The organism is Paraburkholderia sediminicola (genome assembly GCF_046027355.1).
Taxonomy (GTDB): Bacteria; Pseudomonadota; Gammaproteobacteria; order Burkholderiales; family Burkholderiaceae; genus Paraburkholderia; species Paraburkholderia sediminicola_B.
Map to the genome: position 1 here is coordinate 52,993 of NZ_JAQQEK010000025.1, position 17,890 is coordinate 70,882.

The 17,890-nt window shown below is 57.6% G+C and carries 10 protein-coding genes and 3 pseudogenes; 7 read left to right on the forward strand and 6 right to left on the reverse strand.

What is annotated here, in order from left to right; translation table 11 throughout:
- Window positions 1–410: 410 nt before the first annotated feature.
- Window positions 411–1,166: pseudogene (locus PQR42_RS32875) on the forward strand (tyrosine-type recombinase/integrase); the annotation flags it as partial.
- A gap of 769 nt (window positions 1,167–1,935) precedes the next feature.
- Here the strand turns inward: PQR42_RS32875 and PQR42_RS32880 are convergent.
- Together PQR42_RS32880 and PQR42_RS32885 are read right to left on the reverse strand one after the other, a co-directional pair.
- Window positions 1,936–3,092: pseudogene (locus tag PQR42_RS32880) on the reverse strand (ABC transporter substrate-binding protein); the annotation flags it as partial.
- Between the two features lie 91 nt (window positions 3,093–3,183).
- Window positions 3,184–3,591 carry a GFA family protein gene (locus PQR42_RS32885; RefSeq protein WP_408494592.1) on the reverse strand — a complete coding sequence of 136 codons (408 nt, stop codon included), beginning with the start codon at window positions 3,589–3,591 and terminating at the stop codon, window positions 3,184–3,186.
- A gap of 839 nt (window positions 3,592–4,430) precedes the next feature.
- On the opposite strand from PQR42_RS32885, the gene PQR42_RS32890 reads away from it, so the two are divergent.
- Window positions 4,431–5,090, forward strand: coding sequence for an isochorismatase family protein (locus PQR42_RS32890; RefSeq protein ID WP_408494733.1), 660 nt, complete (start codon window positions 4,431–4,433; stop codon window positions 5,088–5,090).
- A 139-nt stretch (window positions 5,091–5,229) separates the two neighbouring features.
- Here PQR42_RS32890 and PQR42_RS32895 read toward each other — a convergent pair whose 3' ends face one another.
- The 3 genes from PQR42_RS32895 to PQR42_RS32905 all read right to left on the reverse strand — a co-directional run bounded on the left by PQR42_RS32895 (window position 5,230) and on the right by PQR42_RS32905 (window position 8,872).
- Entirely contained in the window at window positions 5,230–6,252 is a 1,023-nt protein-coding gene (locus PQR42_RS32895) for an XdhC family protein (protein WP_408494594.1), read from the reverse strand.
- 350 nt (window positions 6,253–6,602) lie between these two features.
- The gene (locus PQR42_RS32900) at window positions 6,603–7,889 is read right to left on the reverse strand and encodes an amidase (protein WP_408494596.1); all 1,287 of its coding nucleotides are present in this window, start codon (window positions 7,887–7,889) and stop codon (window positions 6,603–6,605) included.
- Window positions 7,890–7,954: 65 nt separating this feature from the next.
- Complete coding sequence (locus PQR42_RS32905) at window positions 7,955–8,872, reverse strand: LysR substrate-binding domain-containing protein (protein ID WP_408494598.1); 918 nt, start codon at window positions 8,870–8,872, stop codon at window positions 7,955–7,957.
- 184 nt (window positions 8,873–9,056) lie between these two features.
- Here PQR42_RS32905 and PQR42_RS32910 point away from each other — a divergent pair, with 184 nt between their 5' ends.
- The 5 genes and pseudogenes from PQR42_RS32910 to PQR42_RS45795 all read left to right on the forward strand — a co-directional run.
- Window positions 9,057–9,536, forward strand: coding sequence for a (2Fe-2S)-binding protein (locus PQR42_RS32910; protein ID WP_408494600.1), 480 nt, complete (start codon window positions 9,057–9,059; stop codon window positions 9,534–9,536).
- On the forward strand, window positions 9,529–12,363 hold the full coding sequence (locus PQR42_RS32915; protein ID WP_408494602.1) for a cytochrome c: 2,835 nt from the start codon (window positions 9,529–9,531) through the stop codon (window positions 12,361–12,363). Before PQR42_RS32910 ends, PQR42_RS32915 begins: the two co-directional genes overlap by 8 nt.
- The gene (locus tag PQR42_RS32920; protein ID WP_408494604.1) at window positions 12,360–14,627 is read left to right on the forward strand and encodes a xanthine dehydrogenase family protein molybdopterin-binding subunit; all 2,268 of its coding nucleotides are present in this window, start codon (window positions 12,360–12,362) and stop codon (window positions 14,625–14,627) included. Before PQR42_RS32915 ends, PQR42_RS32920 begins: the two co-directional genes overlap by 4 nt.
- A 276-nt stretch (window positions 14,628–14,903) precedes the next feature.
- Complete coding sequence (locus PQR42_RS32925) at window positions 14,904–16,451, forward strand: methyl-accepting chemotaxis protein (RefSeq protein WP_408494606.1); 1,548 nt, start codon at window positions 14,904–14,906, stop codon at window positions 16,449–16,451.
- A 446-nt stretch (window positions 16,452–16,897) separates the two neighbouring features.
- Window positions 16,898–17,023: pseudogene (locus PQR42_RS45795) on the forward strand (IS30 family transposase); the annotation flags it as partial.
- A gap of 148 nt (window positions 17,024–17,171) precedes the next feature.
- Here PQR42_RS45795 and PQR42_RS32930 read toward each other — a convergent pair.
- The gene (locus PQR42_RS32930) at window positions 17,172–17,870 is read right to left on the reverse strand and encodes a class II aldolase/adducin family protein (RefSeq protein ID WP_408494607.1); all 699 of its coding nucleotides are present in this window, start codon (window positions 17,868–17,870) and stop codon (window positions 17,172–17,174) included.
- Window positions 17,871–17,890: the final 20 nt, after the last annotated feature.

Below are 17,890 nucleotides of genomic sequence, written 5' to 3' on the forward strand. Positions count from 1 at the left end.
CAGCGGCCTTACCCGCCGCTTTCAGTAGACAGTCGATTGCGCGGCCGCGGCGCAACCCGGGTCGTCATACCGCCGTCATTGCAATCATGCATGCAACACCACGCACGCGGTGCGCGTGAATCTCCGCACGGATGCCAGATCGCTTTCCGGCGCGGCTGAGTTGCCGCATTCCGTGAATACTATAAGCTATGGTCAAGACGGCCATCTATGATCAGGCGGGTTATTGGGCGTTCGAGAGCTGCCGGTGAGCACAGTGCACAATTCAGTCTCGCCGTTTTGATGGCAGACAATGGGCTCGACGAGAAGATCCTCGCGCTACAGGAAGAGGAGTCGTTGCAGGTAGACGGGAATTGTGTCAATTGCCAGCGGCTATGCCTTGCTGCGTCAGGACTGGGCAGGTGTCAGTTTTCTTGCGGTCTACGCTCGTGCAGGCCGGTTATCTGGCCGGCAATCCGCTGTCGCTGTCGCGTCAGCGCGCCCGACGGGCCCGGCCGCGCATCGTCCGGTATCTGTCGCCCGAGTTGTGGCTCGAGGTCAAGACCTGGATTCAGGGCATGCCAGTGCAGACCGGTCGCGAGCGCGAACACCACGCACGCGTGCGCTGGCTCTTCACCCTGCTCTATCTGGGCGGTCTGCGGATCACGGAGGTCGGCACGAACACGATGGGACGGTTTTTCCGGCGCGGTGACGAAAACGGCACGGATCGCTGGTGGCTCGAAGTGATGGGCAAAGGTGGCAAGGAGCGGCTGGTGCCCGCCACCGCAGAAATGATGACGGAACTGGGCACCTACCGGCGGGCACGCGGACTGCCCGCCCTGCCCTCGCCGGGCGAGGACACGCCGCTCGTGCTGCCGGTTGGCCGGTCGCTCAAACCACTCACGCGCGCAGCGTTGCACCGGATCGTGAAGGACGTTTTTAGCGGTGCGGCGCAATCCCTGCGTGCGCGTGGTGAAGACCATGCGCCGCGCGCGGACCGCCTCGAGCAGGCATCGGCACACTGGCTGCGTCACAGCGCAGGGTCCCACATGGCGGACCAGCAGGTCGATCTGCGACTCGTGCGTGATAACCTCGGGCATGCGTCACTGACGACGACCAGTCAGTATCTTCACGTCGACGACGATCGCCGGCACCGCGAGACCGACGAGAAACACCGCATTGACTGGTGACCGACTGGTGACAGATGGCAGCCAGCCCCTACCGCCTGATCTGGAAATCGAAGGCCTTGAGCCTGACTGGTTCACCCGGATGCAGGCGGACTTTTCTTTCTGCGACCGCGATAATGCGGCGCTGTCCGGTCAGGCGGAACGAAATTTCGTGTTGGTCTGCGGTAGTGTAGATTGCAGCCTGTTGGAGACGGGGTTTGCGGTTTCGGAGAATGCAGACGCGGCAGACGGTTAGTTGCATGTTTGCAATCAATATGGCCGCCCAGAGTGAGCATTTACGGGAACCCCTTTCACCACCATGCGAAGGGTCCGCCGAACTGCATGCCGGCAATTGAAGACAGTGCTCGCCCACTCTATCGGGTGACAATTTAGGCGCGATTTCGATTTGCGTTAGCGTTGGGCGATCGGCTGTACTCGACCCCGTTGCGGCCGGTCGCCATGTTATGAGCCAAAGGCGCGTTCCGGAGTACAACGGCCATTCACCTAGTGACCTCGCCGGCCGACGACGAGTCTTGAGGTTTATTTAACGCACGCCCTGACGCGCCGGCGCGCGTCTCCAAGCCTGTGGACATGGGCAGGCGCCGAACAAACCTAAAAAAAGGCGGACTGTCAGCGGAATGCAGACTGCCAGCACGAGAGCGTTCCACCTGAAGTCTCGATGAATGGATTGGGGGATTCAGTTGACTCGTCGTGACGCCTCGCGGTGCGTTGGGCAGCACCCCGTGACCGGAGGCGGTGCTGCCCGTTTACCGCGAAGGACAAATTCGGGCGCTTACTTCTGATAACCCGCCTGCTTCACAGCGCGATCGGCAGCGGCGTTGCCCGCCTTCAGCGCTGCGTCCACACTGGTTTGCCCAGCAACGACGCCCGCAATCGCTTGCCCCACCACGGTCCCGAAAGACGGGAACTCGGGGATGCCTACGAATTGAATCCCGCTGTACGGCACCTTCCTGAGCGATGAGTCGTTCGGTCGGCCGATTCGATCGCTTTCCACACAAATTCTCCGAACGGAGCGGCCTGCTTGTACTCGGGACGTGCAAAAGTCGACTTCCTGCCCGGAGGAACGGATGCCCAACCCTCGTCCTTTCCAACCATCTCGATGTACCGTTTCGACGTTGCCCAGGTAACAAATTTCTTCGCGGCATCCTGCGACTTCGAGGTCTTGGGGATCGCGAGCGACCACGACCACAGCCAATGCGATCCTTTCGGCGTCACCGCAACCGGCGCCGCGGCGAAGCCTATCTTTTCCGCCACTTTCGACTGCGACTTGTTGTAGAGGGTGCCCGCGGCGGCCGTCGAATCGATCCACATCGCGCACTTGCCGGACGACATTAGCGTGAGGTTCTCGTTGAAGCCGTTCGAGCTCGCTCCGGGCGGCCCGTCGTTCTTCAAGAGGTCTGCATAGAAGCTAATCGCCTTGTGCCACTCCGGCGTATTAATCTGCGCTTTCCAGTTCTCATCGAACCAGCGTCCACCGAAGGTATTCACCATTGTCGACACGTATGCCATGTTTTCGCCCCAACCTGCCTTCCCGCGCAGACAGATGCCATACTGACCCTTGGACTTATCAGTGAGCGTGTCGGCGAATTGCTTGATCTGATCGTAAGTCGGCTGATCCGGCATTTTGAGCCCAGCTGCCTGAAACAGGTCCTTCCGATAAAAGGTCATCGAGCTCTGGACATAGAACGGCAGCGCGTAGAGTTGGCCATCGTAGGAAAGGCCGTCGCGCGCGGTCTTTACCACGTCGTCGAGGTCGTAGTCGACCGGCAGATTGCTCATCGGCACCAGCCAGCCGCGCTTGTCCCACTGCGGCGTTTCGTACGTACCCATTACAACCACGTCGAACTGGCCGCTGTTAGTGGTGGTATCGGTCGTCGCGCGCTGACGAAGCACGTTTTCCTCAAGGATCACCCAATTCAGCCTGATATCCGATCATTCGGCTTTCGACGTCACATGATAGCCCAACGCCTTACTGCGACAGTTCCCAATTGTATGGGTTAAGCGACTCGGGCACGCAGCACTACATCTGCCCTTCGCACGCCGGAATTGATTCAAAGTCCTCTAGCCATTGAAATCGGCGTTTGGTCCACGTCTGACGAAATGGTCGGGGTATTTCGGACCGTTGCTCAAGGGTTCCCACGCGCAGGGTGTACTTTTCGGGATTCTCGATCGTACAAGAATAAACCGGGCTCCCGCAATTGTCGCAAAACGCGTGGACTCGTCGCGTTCCGCTTTCCGCTGTCTTGACGTATTTTTTGGGGCAGCCCTTGATAATGCAAAATCCTTCGGCGGACGCGCTTACATTTAGGCGAAATGCGGAGCCAGATAGGGTTTGACAGTCGAAGCAATGGCAGATAAACGATGCTTGAGGATTGACTGTAGCTTGGAACTGTATAGCACCGCAATGACATCTTCCTTCGACGTTCATCGAACCTCCGGTTGTATTAGCTGACCATTGATCGCCGCGCCAGCGTCGTTAGGACATGACGCACGCCCGCGACTTATGCGGGGCATTTCCTGACCACACCCAGGTCAGCCGAATGGTTTACTCCATCTACGCTTCCCGTCGTAAGTGCGCGCGTATCTTCACTGGTCACGGCTTCCTTTTTTGGATATAGTACCAAAAAAGGAACTTTGGCGCAGTGGTTTGTTTGAGATTGGCCGGAAGCTGACACTGCTGGAGCGGGCAACTGCGCCGGCGCCAATAAACGAACGACTCACGTAGCTGGGCTTTTTATCGCGCATAAAGGGATTTCCCAGGTAGCTGGACAAGTGCCAAGTCGCTGGGTTCAATGTCGGCGAGCCGGCGCTCGCGTTTAACACAAACGAAACAGAATGGAAGGAGACGTGCTATGACCTTGGAGTCCACGGAAGATATCGAGGCAGAACGGAGCGCAACAGGTAACGGCAAGCTTCACCTAGCATCGCCTCGTGGGCATGGTGGGGCCTACCGGAGCCTGCTCAAGGAACCTACGGCCACCTTAGCTCGGTGTATCGAAGAAGGTCCACACTGCTGCAGCGCGGCTGTGCTCGGCTACAACTGAAAAGGCCGTCAAGGCAGGCCGCCAAGGCAGGCATAGCGGTCCGGACAGATCGGCGTCCTGCAACGAAAGCAATGACTGAAGGTGTCGCGATATGGTCATCTTGCGGACTCGTGCTCTACCTTTGCACGAGTCGGACCATCTGGCGAGACCGAGCAATTCAACGCCGGAATGAACGATAAACGCAGTGGAGCATCGCTTTGCGCATTCAGGATCGGGCTTGGAAATGAACAAAAGGATCAGCATCTCCTCGCGGGACGTACTTCTCGTGATCGACGTCCAAAACGATTTCATATCAGGGACCGTTGCGATCCCAGATGCACCTGCCATAATTCCCGTGATTAATGAGCTAACTCAGCACTTCAGCCGGGTGGTATTCACGCAAGACTGGCACCCATCGGAGCATGTGTCCTTTGCAAGTCGACACGGGCTGAGCGTCGGGGCAGCAGTCGAGACCGCATACGGCCCCCAAATGGTGTTCGCGGATCATTGCATTCGTGGGGGATTCGGCGCAGAACTTCCGCCGGACCTTAACCAAGATCGCGCGGTACTTAAGCTTTACAAAGGCTATCGAGCGGATGTTGACTCATTCTCAGCATTTACTGAGAACGACGGCCTAACGAGGACAGGACTAGCTAGCTATCTGCGTGGTCTGGAAGTAAGACGGGTGTTCTTGGCCGGTCTTTCTTTGTACGGATGCGTCCGGCATTCAGCCCTTGATGCGATCCAGGAGGGCTTCAATGTCTATGTCATTGTTGATGCATGCAAAGCGCGATCTTCTTCGAAGAATGCTTTGTATGAAGTGGAGATGACCGCCCACGGCGTACGCATGATCTCGTCTAAACAGATAGAACAGATGGACGCTTTGCGTCGCACGGTCCGCTAGGAAAAGTCCAAAGCGGCACGAACCTTTCTCGTACCCGACGTAGGCCTAGCACAGTCCTCGAGAAAGCGTTTTGTTGAATCCGCTAGCGATAGGTTTTCGACCGCTACCAAGTTTGCGAGGTTCGACACCGGACCAGCGGTCATAGTCGGCAGCTCGTCTGAGTGTCGCTCTCAATGTCCCGGGCCGTTTTCGCGGCTTCCACCTGAAGGTCTGTCGGCAGCACCACGCCGTTCTTCATTGCGGTGATCTCCGCAAGGATTGATACGGCGATCTCGGGTGGAGTGCGACTGCCAATATAGACGCCCGCCGGCCCGCGCAGACGTGAGAGCTGTTGGTCGCTAAGGTCGAACTCCTTGAGTCGTTCCCGTCGCGATGCGTTGTTTCGGCGTGAGCCGATCGCACCCACGTAAAAGGCGCGAGTCTTTAGCGCCTCCATCAACGCAAGGTCGTCGAGTTTTGGGTCGTGAGTAAGGGCAATGACCGCGCACCGTTCATCTAGTTTCATTTCGAGCACTGTGTCATCGGGCATGGTTCGCACAATTGTTGCGCCAGCTACATCCCACTCCTCTGCATATTCAACGCGTGGGTCACAAACCGTCACGTGGTAATCGAGTCCGATGGCCATCTGGCAAAAATAGCGGGATAGCTGTCCGGCCCCTATCACCAACATTCGATACTTCGGTCCGTAGATCGCTTTCAGCCGATTGCCGTCGAAGGAAATGCCGTCCGTCGCCTGCGCGAGCGACAATACTGCCTCTCCGGTCGCCATGTCGACAGTCCGCGTGATCAGCCGCCCTTGCTCGATGGCGCCGCAAAGTTCCGTTATCCGACTTTTTTCGCTCAGAGGTTCTAACACTAACTGGATTGTTCCACCGCATGGCAAGCCGAAACGATGGGCCTCCTCGGCCGCTATGCCGTAGGTGACTACTTCTGGCGTCTTTTGCTCGATACCGCGCTGACGAACTCTTTCCACGATATCGTCTTCAATACAGCCGCCAGAGACAGACCCTACAACCGCACCGTCATCTCGCACGACCAGCAATGCGCCTTCAGGGCGCGGCGACGAGCCCCACGTCTTGACGATTGTGACAAGTAATGCGCGACGTCCATTGCTAAGCCAATGAACGCAAGCTTTCAATACCTCTAGATCCACGCTATCCATCTAACACTCCAACTACCCTTCCATTACGATTTTCTAGGGACTCGAAACGCGCTCGCTGTTTGAGTCTCCGAATATGTGCAACCGGCACGGAAAGACGGCTTTAGGCTGACGCCAAGATGCAATGGACAAACATTGAGCTGCTTTACCAGAATCGAATCGTTGGCGCTTGACCGCGGCATCGGCGGGCGACGACGGGTGGCCGTCATGTCGTCGCATATCGGCAGCATTTGACGGAGACAGTGCAGTCGCGGGTACTGGCCGTCTACAGGCGGCTTCGCAGCAAGCGATCCTCACGTCGTTAAGCGGTGCTTCGCTACAAGTCGCGCTGTGGCACTCCTCTAATAACGTCCCTAAGCCCTCAAAATTTCGTGCAGCGCTTTGGCGGCACCGAGCAGATGACCGTCCGACCTAAACTTGCCGACCAACTGCACACCTATTGGAAGACCATTGTCGGCCGTGCCGGTTGGAAGATGAATACATGGCCATCCGAGCACCGACCAGACTTTATTGAACGCTGAGGATCCGGTACTCGCGAGACCCTTCGGAGAAGTTCCAGGCGCACTCGGAGTGAGGATCAGATCGGCATCGCCAAACATACGATCCCAGTCTGAACGCAAGAACTCCTGTCGGGCCCTCCTCTCGAGGTAAATCTCATCGGGGATTGCGAGCCCTCGGTCAATAGCCGATGCCAGCGTGGGACTGAGCTGCTCACGGTTTCGCCAGACGACCGGAACAAGGCTGCGGGCAAGTTCGTATTCCATGATCGATCGGTGTACCTCGTTCAGCTCTGTTGAACCGTCGAACGATTCGGCCGTCGCACACACAATCCCGCTGCCTCTTAGCCTCTCAGCTGCTTCACGTAATGCGCGCAGTCCCGTTGGTTCCAGTTCATGCTCGGGATTACTCTCCACGATTGCAATACGTAGCGGCCTCGACCTTAAGTCAACCTCGTGTTTCTTGAACGGCGTTAGCACTTCCAGCACGGTGGCGGCCAGTTCTAGCGAATCCGCATACCACCCGATGACATCGAGGGACTCGCAAGTCACCTTTAACCCGTCCCGGAATACCGCACCGAACGACGGCTTGAAGCCGACTACTCCACAGTACGCTGCGGGCCTGATCATGGACCCACCCGTCTGCGTGCCTAATGCCAGCGGCACCATCTTCGCTGCAACAGCCGCGGCAGAGCCACTCGAAGAACCGCCGGGAGTGTGAGTCCTATCGTGCGGGTTGCACGTTGGTCCCGGCTCTCGAAAAGCATATTCCGCTGTCACAGTCTTTCCGATCGGAACAGCGCCTGCGCGTCTCAACAATGCGACGCTACACGCATCGAACGCCGCGGGGCGATCGGAAGTCGCCTGCGAACCACAACGGGTTGGCATCCCGGCTACATCAATCACGTCCTTTACGCCAAACGGCGTTCCCGTCAACGGACCTGCATGGACATTCGATAAAAGCTCGTCGCACTCGGCGAACGCAGCCACGTGGGACCATGCTCTAAGCTTCCCGTCATTGCGAGAAATCACCCCGAGAGAGTGAGCGACTGTTCCCCCGACCCCTTCGCCCGCATTTCCGTGCGCAACCTGAGCTTTCGCCTCGTCTCTTAAACAGTCGTTCACTTCATCGCTCCAAACCATGGAAAGGACGTCTCATACTAAAATGCGAACGTATTCCATTTTTGGAACATAAAATATGCGGGTTTCTACCAGGTAGCCTCGCGAAACCGCCGGATCAGCCAGCGCTTGAACTCTTGGACCGCAGGTCGCACCGAGCGACGGTTGAGAACGACATAGGAAAGGCCCAAGTCGACCGTCAGCGAGAATGGCGAGACCAGGCGCCCTGCCTGGAGCTCCGGAACACAAAGGGCGGGTGTCGTCACGAGAAGACCGGCGCCGTCCACGGCAGCGTCAATTGCGAGTGATGCGTGCGTGAACCGGATGCCATGGCCCGGGTCGTCGACCTTAAGCCCGGCGGCGGACAGCCAAAGACTCCAAAAGGAGGATTGTCCGTACCTTGTCCCTCTCTCATCGTGGAGCCACCGAAAGTTGAACACATCATCTACCGTAGCAAGGGCGCGGCCCTCTGAGAGCAAGGAGGGGCTGCAAAGAAGCGAGATCGACAGAGGTAGAAGCTCCTCTGCTTCCAGATCGGGATGCTCGCCTTGGCCGTAAACGATCACCAAATCGGTATTCTCCGCCCATTTAAGAAGCGTCTTCGAATCGTCCTCCATGTGTAACTTGGAGCCCATCGGTGTTCTCATTCGCGTCGTGATGTTGAGATCGACATCTGGATGCAGGGCCAGATATTGATGCGTTGTCGGCATCAATAGTCGCGTGGTGAACGAGGGAGGGGCGCTCACTAAGATCTCGCGGTCCTCGGGGTAGCGTTGCAGCACTTGGACCCCGTGGCAGAGGCTTTCGAACCCGGCTTGGAGGTACGGACGACAGGCGGCCCCTGCTGGCGTCAGCACGAGACCGCGGTGCACCCGTTCGAAGAGCTGTACGCCAAGCAGACCTTCAAGATACTGAATCTGATGGCTTACAGCGGTCGGCGTGACGTTAAGCTCGGCCGCAGCCGCCTTGAAGCTGAGGAGTCGAGCCGAGGCTTCTAGCGCGCGCAAGGACGTCAAAGGGAGCTGAGACGGTTGCATCTTCGGATGAAAAAAAGTCTGGTCAAACGTAGATTAAATCGTTTGACGGTCTTTGCATATAGTCGTAGCTTTAGCCTTTGAAGATCAATCTCTCCGACGTACCAGGATACAAGGCCTGCGTCCATCATGGACTGGGACACGGCTGAAAAATTCTATGCAAATCGAACTGACCGTCAACCAGGCCCTCTATAGCCTCGACATAGACGAGACCACTCCCCTTCTTTACGTCCTGCGCAACGATCTCAAACTCAACGGCCCCAAGTATGGATGCGGTCTCGGCGAGTGCGGAGCATGCACCGTCCTATTAGACGGCGTTCCTGCGAGGTCTTGCGTCATTCCCGCAGGTGCTGCAGTCGGCCGCCAAGTTCTAACTCTCGAGGGACTGGGAATGGCGTCAAGCCCTGGATTCATGCAACAAGCGTTCATCGATGCCCAAGCAGCCCAGTGCGGCTACTGCATCAACGGCATGATCATGACGGCGCAAGCAGCAGTCTCAAAAAATCCGCGCCTCACACGCGATGAAATCTGCAAGGCGTTGCAGTACAACCTCTGTCGCTGCGGAACGCACGTTGAGATTGTCGAAGCCGTTGCCCTCGCTGCCGAGCGCCTCCAGACCGGTCAAGAGCATGAATAAACTCGATAATTCTTCGGTGCAGGAGCCGGTGTGGAGCGGTATCGTCTTGCGCCGACAAAATTCCGATCGGGATCGCGCTCAATTCGATAGCTTCCGCACGCCCGTGATCGACGAAAGCGAGCTCGCGTTCATCTCATCCTCGTATCGACTCGTCAACGAAGCCGGCGTGCTTGGGATCGTTGCGTCCACTGCGGAAATTCGCGACAAAGTAGTGAGATCACTGAAAATCAGTTGGCCAGAGAGCGCGCAAATTCTCCAGGGAAGCCGGCCGCCGGTCGAAAGAGAGTTCATTTACCGCTGGCCTTCAACTTCGGAATCTTCCGTCGAAGAGTACGACGGTCCGGTTGCTCACTGGAATGGCGAGCGGCTCGTAATCTGGACCGGCTGTGAACAGCGATTTAAGCTCCGACGCGAAGTGTCCGAACTTCTTGGCCTCGATGAAAGTTTGATAGAGCTGAGGCAGTCTGCTCTCTACGCGTATGACGACGACTTCGAGGCTTCGATCGACGCTGCAACCCTGGCCCGCTATGTTTCCGTCCCGATTAGCGTCCGCACGAATCGTCGGCGATCCAGTAATAACTTTGAAGTTACTTACTCTTCTCGCGGCTCCGCCGCTCCGGGTGGGTGGTACGTCAATCCGAACTTTGTTCTCTCAACGCCCGTCCAGTCCAATAGGACGGTCCTTACCGCGTCCAGTAATACGGCCTCCACACAGGGTGTTTCCGGCAGTGCGAGCGATCACATAATCTACGATGGAAACTTCGACGTTCGACCTGTCGAGGGAGCACGCGTTTGGCATGGAACGACGAGTGGACGGGCGGCAGCAGTCGCTTCCGCGTTCGCGCGAGAGTCATTCGTTGATGAGCTTGCGCGGTCAGAAGGAGCAGATCCAGTCGATTGGCGCCTTCGCAACTTGTCCGACAACACAGGCCGTGATGTTATAGCGGAGGTCGTGAGTCGAGCAAACTGGACCGTTAAACCGACCACCACATCGTTCAGCGGAAAGGGGCGAGGATTCGCCTACGCGAGCACATTGGACTTTTCCGAAGACGTTCCAAAGAGGGCATGGTCCGCGTGGGTTGTGGATCTTTCGGTTGACGCGTCTGATGGTCGCGTGTCGATTGACCGCATCACTGTAGGACACAATATTAAGGGAACTGAAGCCGCTGAGGCTGTCGACGACGCGCTGAATCGTCAAATTGCAAACGCCGCCCATCAACTTTTGCCGACGCCTCAGTCATTTGACGAGTGGCATTCTGACGCTTTAGGTGAATCGCAACTTAACTCCGTTGCGCAATCGGTCGACGTCGCGGGACCGACTTCAATCGAGCGCGTGACCCTTGACTCACTGTCAATCAGCCAAGCAATGACGCTGCCTGCTGCGGCTGCCGTGGCGAACGCTATCTTCGATGCAACGGGCGTACGCCTTCGCGAGCCTCCGTTCACCGGAAGCGTACTTCGGGAATCGCTACTAGCGAGACAAGAAAAGCGGACCAAACGTGGGATTGCATGGATCGGTGCTGCAATTTCCGCCGTGACAGGGGTCGTAGCGATGTGCTCTCCATGGCATGCGTCGATCCCGTCGACCACACCCGACTTGTCGCTTTATTCTGCGCAGGCGATAGAACGGGGTAGGCTGATTGCAGCAGCGAGTGACTGCGTCGTTTGCCACACCGCGCCCGGCGGCAAGCCAAATGCTGGCGGCTTAGCGCTCGACACCCCTTTCGGGAAGATCTACTCAACTAACATCACGCCGGATCCGGAGACCGGCATCGGCCGTTGGTCGTTTGCCGCTTTCGACCGGGCAATGCGCCACGGGATAAGTAAGGATGGGCGCCATCTTTACCCTGCTTTCCCCTATACGTCTTTCGCCAAATTCTCCGATACGGACATGCAGGCGCTTTATGCCTATCTGATGTCACAGCCGCCTCTCCCATCCGAAAACAAGACAACAAAGCTTTCGTTTCCATACAACATTCGACCGCTCATGGCCTCGTGGAATTTGTTGTTTCACGAAGATAAGCCCTTCGCCCCGGATCAGCAGTACTCTCCGGTCTGGAATCGGGGGGCGTACCTCGTCCAGGGTGCTGGGCATTGCGGGGCTTGCCATACACCACGTAACACGTTTGGGGCAGAGAAGCCGGGACTGGCTAGCTTTCTAGGCGGGGCTAGAGTAGATAACTGGGAAGCACCCGCGTTGAACGCGTTTTCCACGGCGCCGCTGCCGTGGACGGAAACTGATATGTTTGAATACCTTCGGACGGGTTTCTCGGCCCGACATGGTGTTGCGGCAGGTCCGATGGCACCAGTGATAACAGGTCTTCAGGAATTGCCTGACAGCGACATTCGCGCGATGGCCTTTTACCTAACACACCAGAAAGGCCAAGCAACGGCGCAGGAAGCGCGGGAGCCGTCGAAAGCAGCGACCGATAGTTCCTTGAGCACGCCAACGACCGATCAAGCTGACGTCCATTTGATGCCAGGCCGGAGTATCTACCAGGGAGCTTGCGCGGCGTGTCATGACGCAACGCATGGGACCCAGATGTACGGCGTGAAGCCTCTTTTAGGCCTCAACACTAGCATCACAAGCAGATATCCAGACAACCTGATCCATGTGATCCTGAACGGGATATCCGATCCCGCGACGCGAGACTTGGGATACATGCCCGGATTTGCCGAAAGCTTGGACGACGACCAAATCACTGAGCTTGTGACATACCTAAGAGTTGAATTCGGTCACGGAGCGCCCGCGTGGAGCGACGTCAAGGAGCGGGTGGCGCAACTTCGGCATAACGCTCACTCCAATGTTTTAGCGGAGACCCAATGAACAACGGAAACGAACTCGAATCGCCTCCTGTTTCGCGCGAGCGATTGAATGCTGTCGGGGAGCCACCGCCTCGGCACGCCGTCAACCTCGTGTCGCGCGGCCGCGTTGATACGTACATTGCCATTACGGCAGACGGCGACGTAATAGCCTCGAATGGACACGTGGATCTCGGCACGGGAATCCAGACAGCTTTCGCACAGATCGTCGCTGAAGAACTCGACGTAAATCTGGAGCGCGTCAAGATGGTGCTGGGTGATACAGACCGCACCCCGGATCAAGGTCCGACGACGGCGAGCGCTTCGATACAGTCGGCGGCTGTCCCGATGCGCAGAGCAGCGGCTCAAGCTCGTCAGTTTCTCCTTCGCAAAGCGGCAGAATTCTTGAGCGCCGATTTATGCGACCTCAATGTCGTTAACGGACGAATCACTTCATCGAGAACTGGCCGAAGCGTCACCTATGCTGAACTGCTTCGAGGCCAGTCCTTCAACCTCGACATCGATACATCGGCACCCGTCAAAGATCCTCGGGACTATCGGATAGTGGGCAAGCCAGTCCCCCGTGTGGACATCCCGAAGAAGGTCACTGGTCAGTTGACTTATGTACACGATATGCGACTACCCGGAATGCTGCACGGTCGTATCGTTCGGCCGCCGTACCGTGGCCGCGACTCTGGGTCGATGCTGGGAACGAGTCTGCTGTCCGTAGACAAGAGTTCAATCGCGAAGATTCCTGGCGTCGTCGCAGTTGTCGTTCGGGGAGATTTTGTCGCCGTTGTGACCAAACGCGAGGAGCACGCAATCAGGGCGGCACGAGAGTTGAAGGTCCAGTGGCGACAGCCGCCGGATTTACCGGATCTCAGGAATCCCGAGGCGGCAGTCCGGGCGAACCCGTCAAAACCGCGAGTCCTGAAGGAACTCAGAGAAACTGGGGCAGCCCTACGCGCCTGCCCCGAAGTTCATGCTGCAACCTATGTCTGGCCGTACCAAATGCACGGATCGATCGGGCCGTCATGCGCAGTCGCGAGCTATAACGCTGGCAAAATCACCGTCTGGAGCGGCTCGCAAAATCCACACTTTCTCCACGCCGACATTATGGCCCTGCTGGACATGCCAGCAGAATCGGTGCGCATCGTCCGCATGGAAGCCTCTGGCTGCTATGGACGCAACTGTGCTGATGATGCGGCAGCTGAAGCCGCCCTTCTCTCATTCGAGGTCGGAGCGCCCGTCAGGGTTCAACTGATGCGCGACGAAGAGCATGCGTGGGAACCCAAAGGGACGAGCCAGGTCATGGATGTTCGCGGAGGCGTTACGTCATACGGAGAACAGGCCACACTCGCATACGAATTTACCAACCGGTATCCATCGAACAACGCACCGGTTCTGGCGCTGATGCAAACCGGCAAGATGCCCCCCGATCCGATCGTTGAACACAAGGGCGACCGTACCGCAGTGCCGCAATATCGCTGCAGTGATGCACGCATCGTGGTCGAAGATATGGCGCCAATCGTTCGCGCCGCATGGATGCGCGGTGTCTCAGCGCTTCCAAACGTGTTCAGCCATGAATCGTTCATCGACGAACTGGCATTCAAACACCGACAGGATCCGGTGGCGTTCCGACTGCGCTTCATGGAAGATGATCGTGCACGCGCGCTCACACAAACGCTAGCGAGGGAAGCGGGATGGGAATCGTCCACCCAGCGCACGTTTGAGCGCAATGATCCGGCCAGACCGCACATACTGAAAGGGCGAGGTTTTGCACAACACCAGTATGTGCATGGCACTTTTCCAGGGGTAGGGTCCGCCTATTGTGCATGGGTGTGCGATGTCGAGGTCGACACCCGGAACGGGATGGTCCGGATCGCAAAGGTCTGGGTCGGTTACGACTGCGGCCTTGTGGTTAATCCCGCCGGCGTGCGCCATCAGATCCACGGGAACGTGATCCAGTCTGTGAGCCGATGCCTGTATGAGCAGGTGCGCTTCAACAGCAAGGGTGTTGTCTCACGGGAATGGGGTTCATATCCGATCATAAAATTCTGCGAATTGCCGGAGATCGAGACACTCGTGATGCCTTCCACCACCCCCCCCCTCGGTGCCGGGGAGTCCGCATCGGTTCCCAGTGCAGCGGCAATCGCCAATGCGATTTTCGACGCTACAGGATGCCGTATGCGATCGGTGCCATTCGATGCCCCGCGGATGCGAGCGGCTCTAAATGCGCGCGACACGAAAAAGCGGGATGCCGAGAAGTGGCTTCAGGCGGCATTTTGATCTCACAACCGGCCCAGCAGCGACCGACGCCGTTCGCAGGGTGAGTGACGACCCATGGTCCGCAATGGATCGGGTAGCCACATGTATCCGTACCCGCCCGCTCGAGCGCCCGGATCCTGCGGAGGCGAAGGTCTGACGATGATGCTAGGCGCGCGCCAAAACGCACTGAAAGAAGTGAACATGCGGGGTATCAGGCAGGATGAAGCTGCCCCTGACGATGACGACTGGGCTCTCTCGCGGCTATTCATGCCGCGACGTCCGCGAGGAGACAATAAGATGGTTCGCATGACCATGAATGCAAAGCTGTGGCTGGTCCTGTCCCTGATGTGGTTCGGGCTGATCGTGCTAGCGATATGGTCCGCCGTTCAGACGCGCGATATGATGCTCGCGGAGCGCGAGTCCGGCGTTCAGGGTATCGTGCAGGCTGCGGCCGGCATTACTGACGGCTATGTCAGGCGAGTCGAAGCGGGGTTAATGACCAAGCAAGACGCGCAGCGCGAGACGCTTGCGACAGTCGCGGCCATGCGTTTCGGAAAGGACGGATATCTGACCGTCTTTGACGCCACGCCCGTGATTCTCATGATCGGTAACCCGGCCCTGAAGAATCTTCTGGGCCAGAGCGTGGGCAACAGAAGGGATCCTGACGGCAAGCTGTTTTACCAGGACTTCATCAAAACCGGCAATGCGGGTGGCGGTCTCGTCAACTACGCCGGCACCCTCCCCAATGGAAAAAGCGCTGAGAAAACTAGCTATGTCGCACCAGTAAGGCAGTGGGGCTGGTACATCAGCTCCGGCGTGTTTCTGGACGACGTGCAGCGCGAATTTCGCAACAATCTGGTCAAATTTCTATCCATGGTCGTGGGAATTGGCATGACCGTCTCATGCGTACTGTTCCTGATGATGCGTGCGCTGTCGCGAAGCCTCGGTAGCGAGCCGGCGTATGCCCTCGGCGTGGCTTCGCGCATCGCAGGCGGTGACCTGAGCGGGCATATTGAAGTACGTCGTGGCGACACCACGAGCCTGCTGCGCATGATGGCACACATGCAAGGCAACCTTGCACATATCGTGACCAACGTACGAGACTGCACCCAGTCGATACGGCAGTCCTCGCAGGAGATCGCAATGGGTAACACCGATCTTTCCGAACGCACATCTGCTCAGGCAGCCTCGCTCGAAGAGACAGCTGCCAGCATGGAGGAGTTGACGTCGACCGTAAGAAGTACGGCGGATAGTGCCCAGGTAGCCGACGAACTCGCAGAACAGGCGGTTGCCATTGCGAATGGCGGCAGAAGCGTAGTCGAAAAGGTTATGAGCACGATGGGTGAGATAAAACAGGAATCCCAACGGGTTTCGGAGATCATCAACGTGATCGAGGACATAGCCTTCCAGACCAACATTCTTGCCTTGAACGCCTCCGTGGAGGCTGCCAGAGCAGGCGTACAGGGACGAGGCTTTGCGGTGGTGGCTTCCGAAGTCAGATCGCTTGCCCAGCGATGCGCAGTTGCAGCGAAAGAGATCCGTGTCTCGATAGAAACGTCACATGGCAAGGTAAGCGCAGGTTCGAACGCGGTCGCCGGCGCTGGAGAAACGATGCGTGGCATCACGGAAGCTGTTTCGCGGGTTCGGGCTCTTATGTCAGAGATCGCCAGCGCGACTGGTCAGCAGAGCGGCGGCATCAACCAGGTCAATCGCGCGGTCGGGGAGATTGACCACTTGACGCAACAGAATGCGGCCCTGGTGGAAGAGGCTGCCGCCGCGGCCGGCGCACTCGAAATGCGGGCGCACGAACTTCAGAACGCCGTTGAAGCATTCAGGCTTGCGTGAGTTCCAGAGCGGATATCACCAAGATATCCTTCGGACGCGGGTAACGGGCGATCCGCCGTCAGAACCCGAGGTGAGCTGCGCACCCGTCCAAGCCTTCAGCCCGCTTCACCTAACGGCACCGTGCGCACTGCGTTGTGCGGGCGTGCACCTTGCGCAATCGCCGGGAAAACACGGCCCTTCCCGCTCGCTGCGCAGTGAGCGGGTGACCGAGCACCTTCGTATAAGCGCGCTTAGGCCATGACGTCCTTACGTGTGGCGGCGAGCCGGCTTGATGGGACCACCCAACGATGAGGCAACGGCCTGCGTCGGCGCGTTGTCAAACACAGTACGACTGGAAGCGGGCCGGTATTTATGTTCGAGGTCGAGGGATCTCAACGGCGCGACAGGCTTGCGGGCGTAGCGCCGTTTCCAAGAGCACATTGCGTCAAGATGCCAAGAGAAACTGGGACCGTTCGCCCATTGCCGACAGTCTGAATAGCCGGCCGCGCGCCACTCACGCCTTCCATTCCCCATTCGAGGTCTTCGCCGCGACCCTTGCTTCGGCAAGTCATCCTCAAGGCTCTAAACATTAATCCCGCTGTTGCGCTTCACCCTTGAAACCGCCCTTGGTAAAACTATCGCTGCCGCGCATCCGTTCCATCTCGCTCTCGTAATGACATCAGGTTCAACGTTCGCCCCCTCATTCGGGATGACCGTTCGACGAGGTATTTCAACGACCTGCTAAATGCGATTCGCCCACAAATCCCAAGCGCGGTTGAACACACCTTGGGGAACCTTAGCAGCCAGCGATGACTCGCCTTTGGTAAGTCCAGCGACCAGTCCAATTGCCAACGCTCGGTACTGGAACTCTGCATTTTGACACATGGCTACCGAACGAAATACGAGCTCTCGCAAGTCCAAACCTACTACCGTCGCACCGTGGTGGCGCATCAAAACGCAGTTGCCAGTACCGAGCGCTCGAGCGAGTGACCGCCCCTGCTCTGCGTTCGACACCAGCAAGTTTGTATCACCGAACTCTTCTCTACTGTCCCACATTGGAACCTGTGCACCGATCAAAGCACCATGTTGGTAGACCGGAAGCAGCGGTGACCCGGAGATACAGAAAGGCATTATCGAACGATTGTGATGGTGGCAAATCGCATTAACATCTGGTCGCAGGCGATAGATTTCGCTATGTATATATCGCTCCGCGTACGGATGCCTTCCCGCAGGATCAATTGGCGCGCCATCGAGATCGTGTTCCATAACGTCAATACTCTCGACTAACTCAGGGGCTTTCGCAGCGGCTAGGAAAAAACGATCTGGGCGGTCGGGATGCCGAACACTTACGTGGCCAAACGCGTCCATAACTTCTTCGCTCGCCAATATCTTATTGGCGAGAACTAATTCCCGCACAAATTCTTCAGTCTTCGAATTCATAAACCCATCTCCCTTACCCT

Excerpts from the sequence above, each read along its gene's own strand:
- PQR42_RS32925 (WP_408494606.1), top strand. The coding sequence starts at position 14,904 with ATGGTTCGCATGACCATGAATGCAAAGCTGTGGCTGGTCCTGTCCCTG.
- PQR42_RS32890 (WP_408494733.1), top strand. The coding sequence starts at position 4,431 with ATGAACAAAAGGATCAGCATCTCCTCGCGGGACGTACTTCTCGTGATC.
- PQR42_RS32900 (WP_408494596.1), bottom strand. The coding sequence starts at position 7,889 with ATGGTTTGGAGCGATGAAGTGAACGACTGTTTAAGAGACGAGGCGAAA.
- PQR42_RS32895 (WP_408494594.1), bottom strand. The coding sequence starts at position 6,252 with ATGGATAGCGTGGATCTAGAGGTATTGAAAGCTTGCGTTCATTGGCTT.
- PQR42_RS32885 (WP_408494592.1), bottom strand. The coding sequence starts at position 3,591 with ATGAACGTCGAAGGAAGATGTCATTGCGGTGCTATACAGTTCCAAGCT.
- PQR42_RS32910 (WP_408494600.1), top strand. The coding sequence starts at position 9,057 with ATGCAAATCGAACTGACCGTCAACCAGGCCCTCTATAGCCTCGACATA.
- PQR42_RS32930 (WP_408494607.1), bottom strand. The coding sequence starts at position 17,870 with ATGAATTCGAAGACTGAAGAATTTGTGCGGGAATTAGTTCTCGCCAAT.
- PQR42_RS32920 (WP_408494604.1), top strand. The coding sequence starts at position 12,360 with ATGAACAACGGAAACGAACTCGAATCGCCTCCTGTTTCGCGCGAGCGA.
- PQR42_RS32915 (WP_408494602.1), top strand. The coding sequence starts at position 9,529 with ATGAATAAACTCGATAATTCTTCGGTGCAGGAGCCGGTGTGGAGCGGT.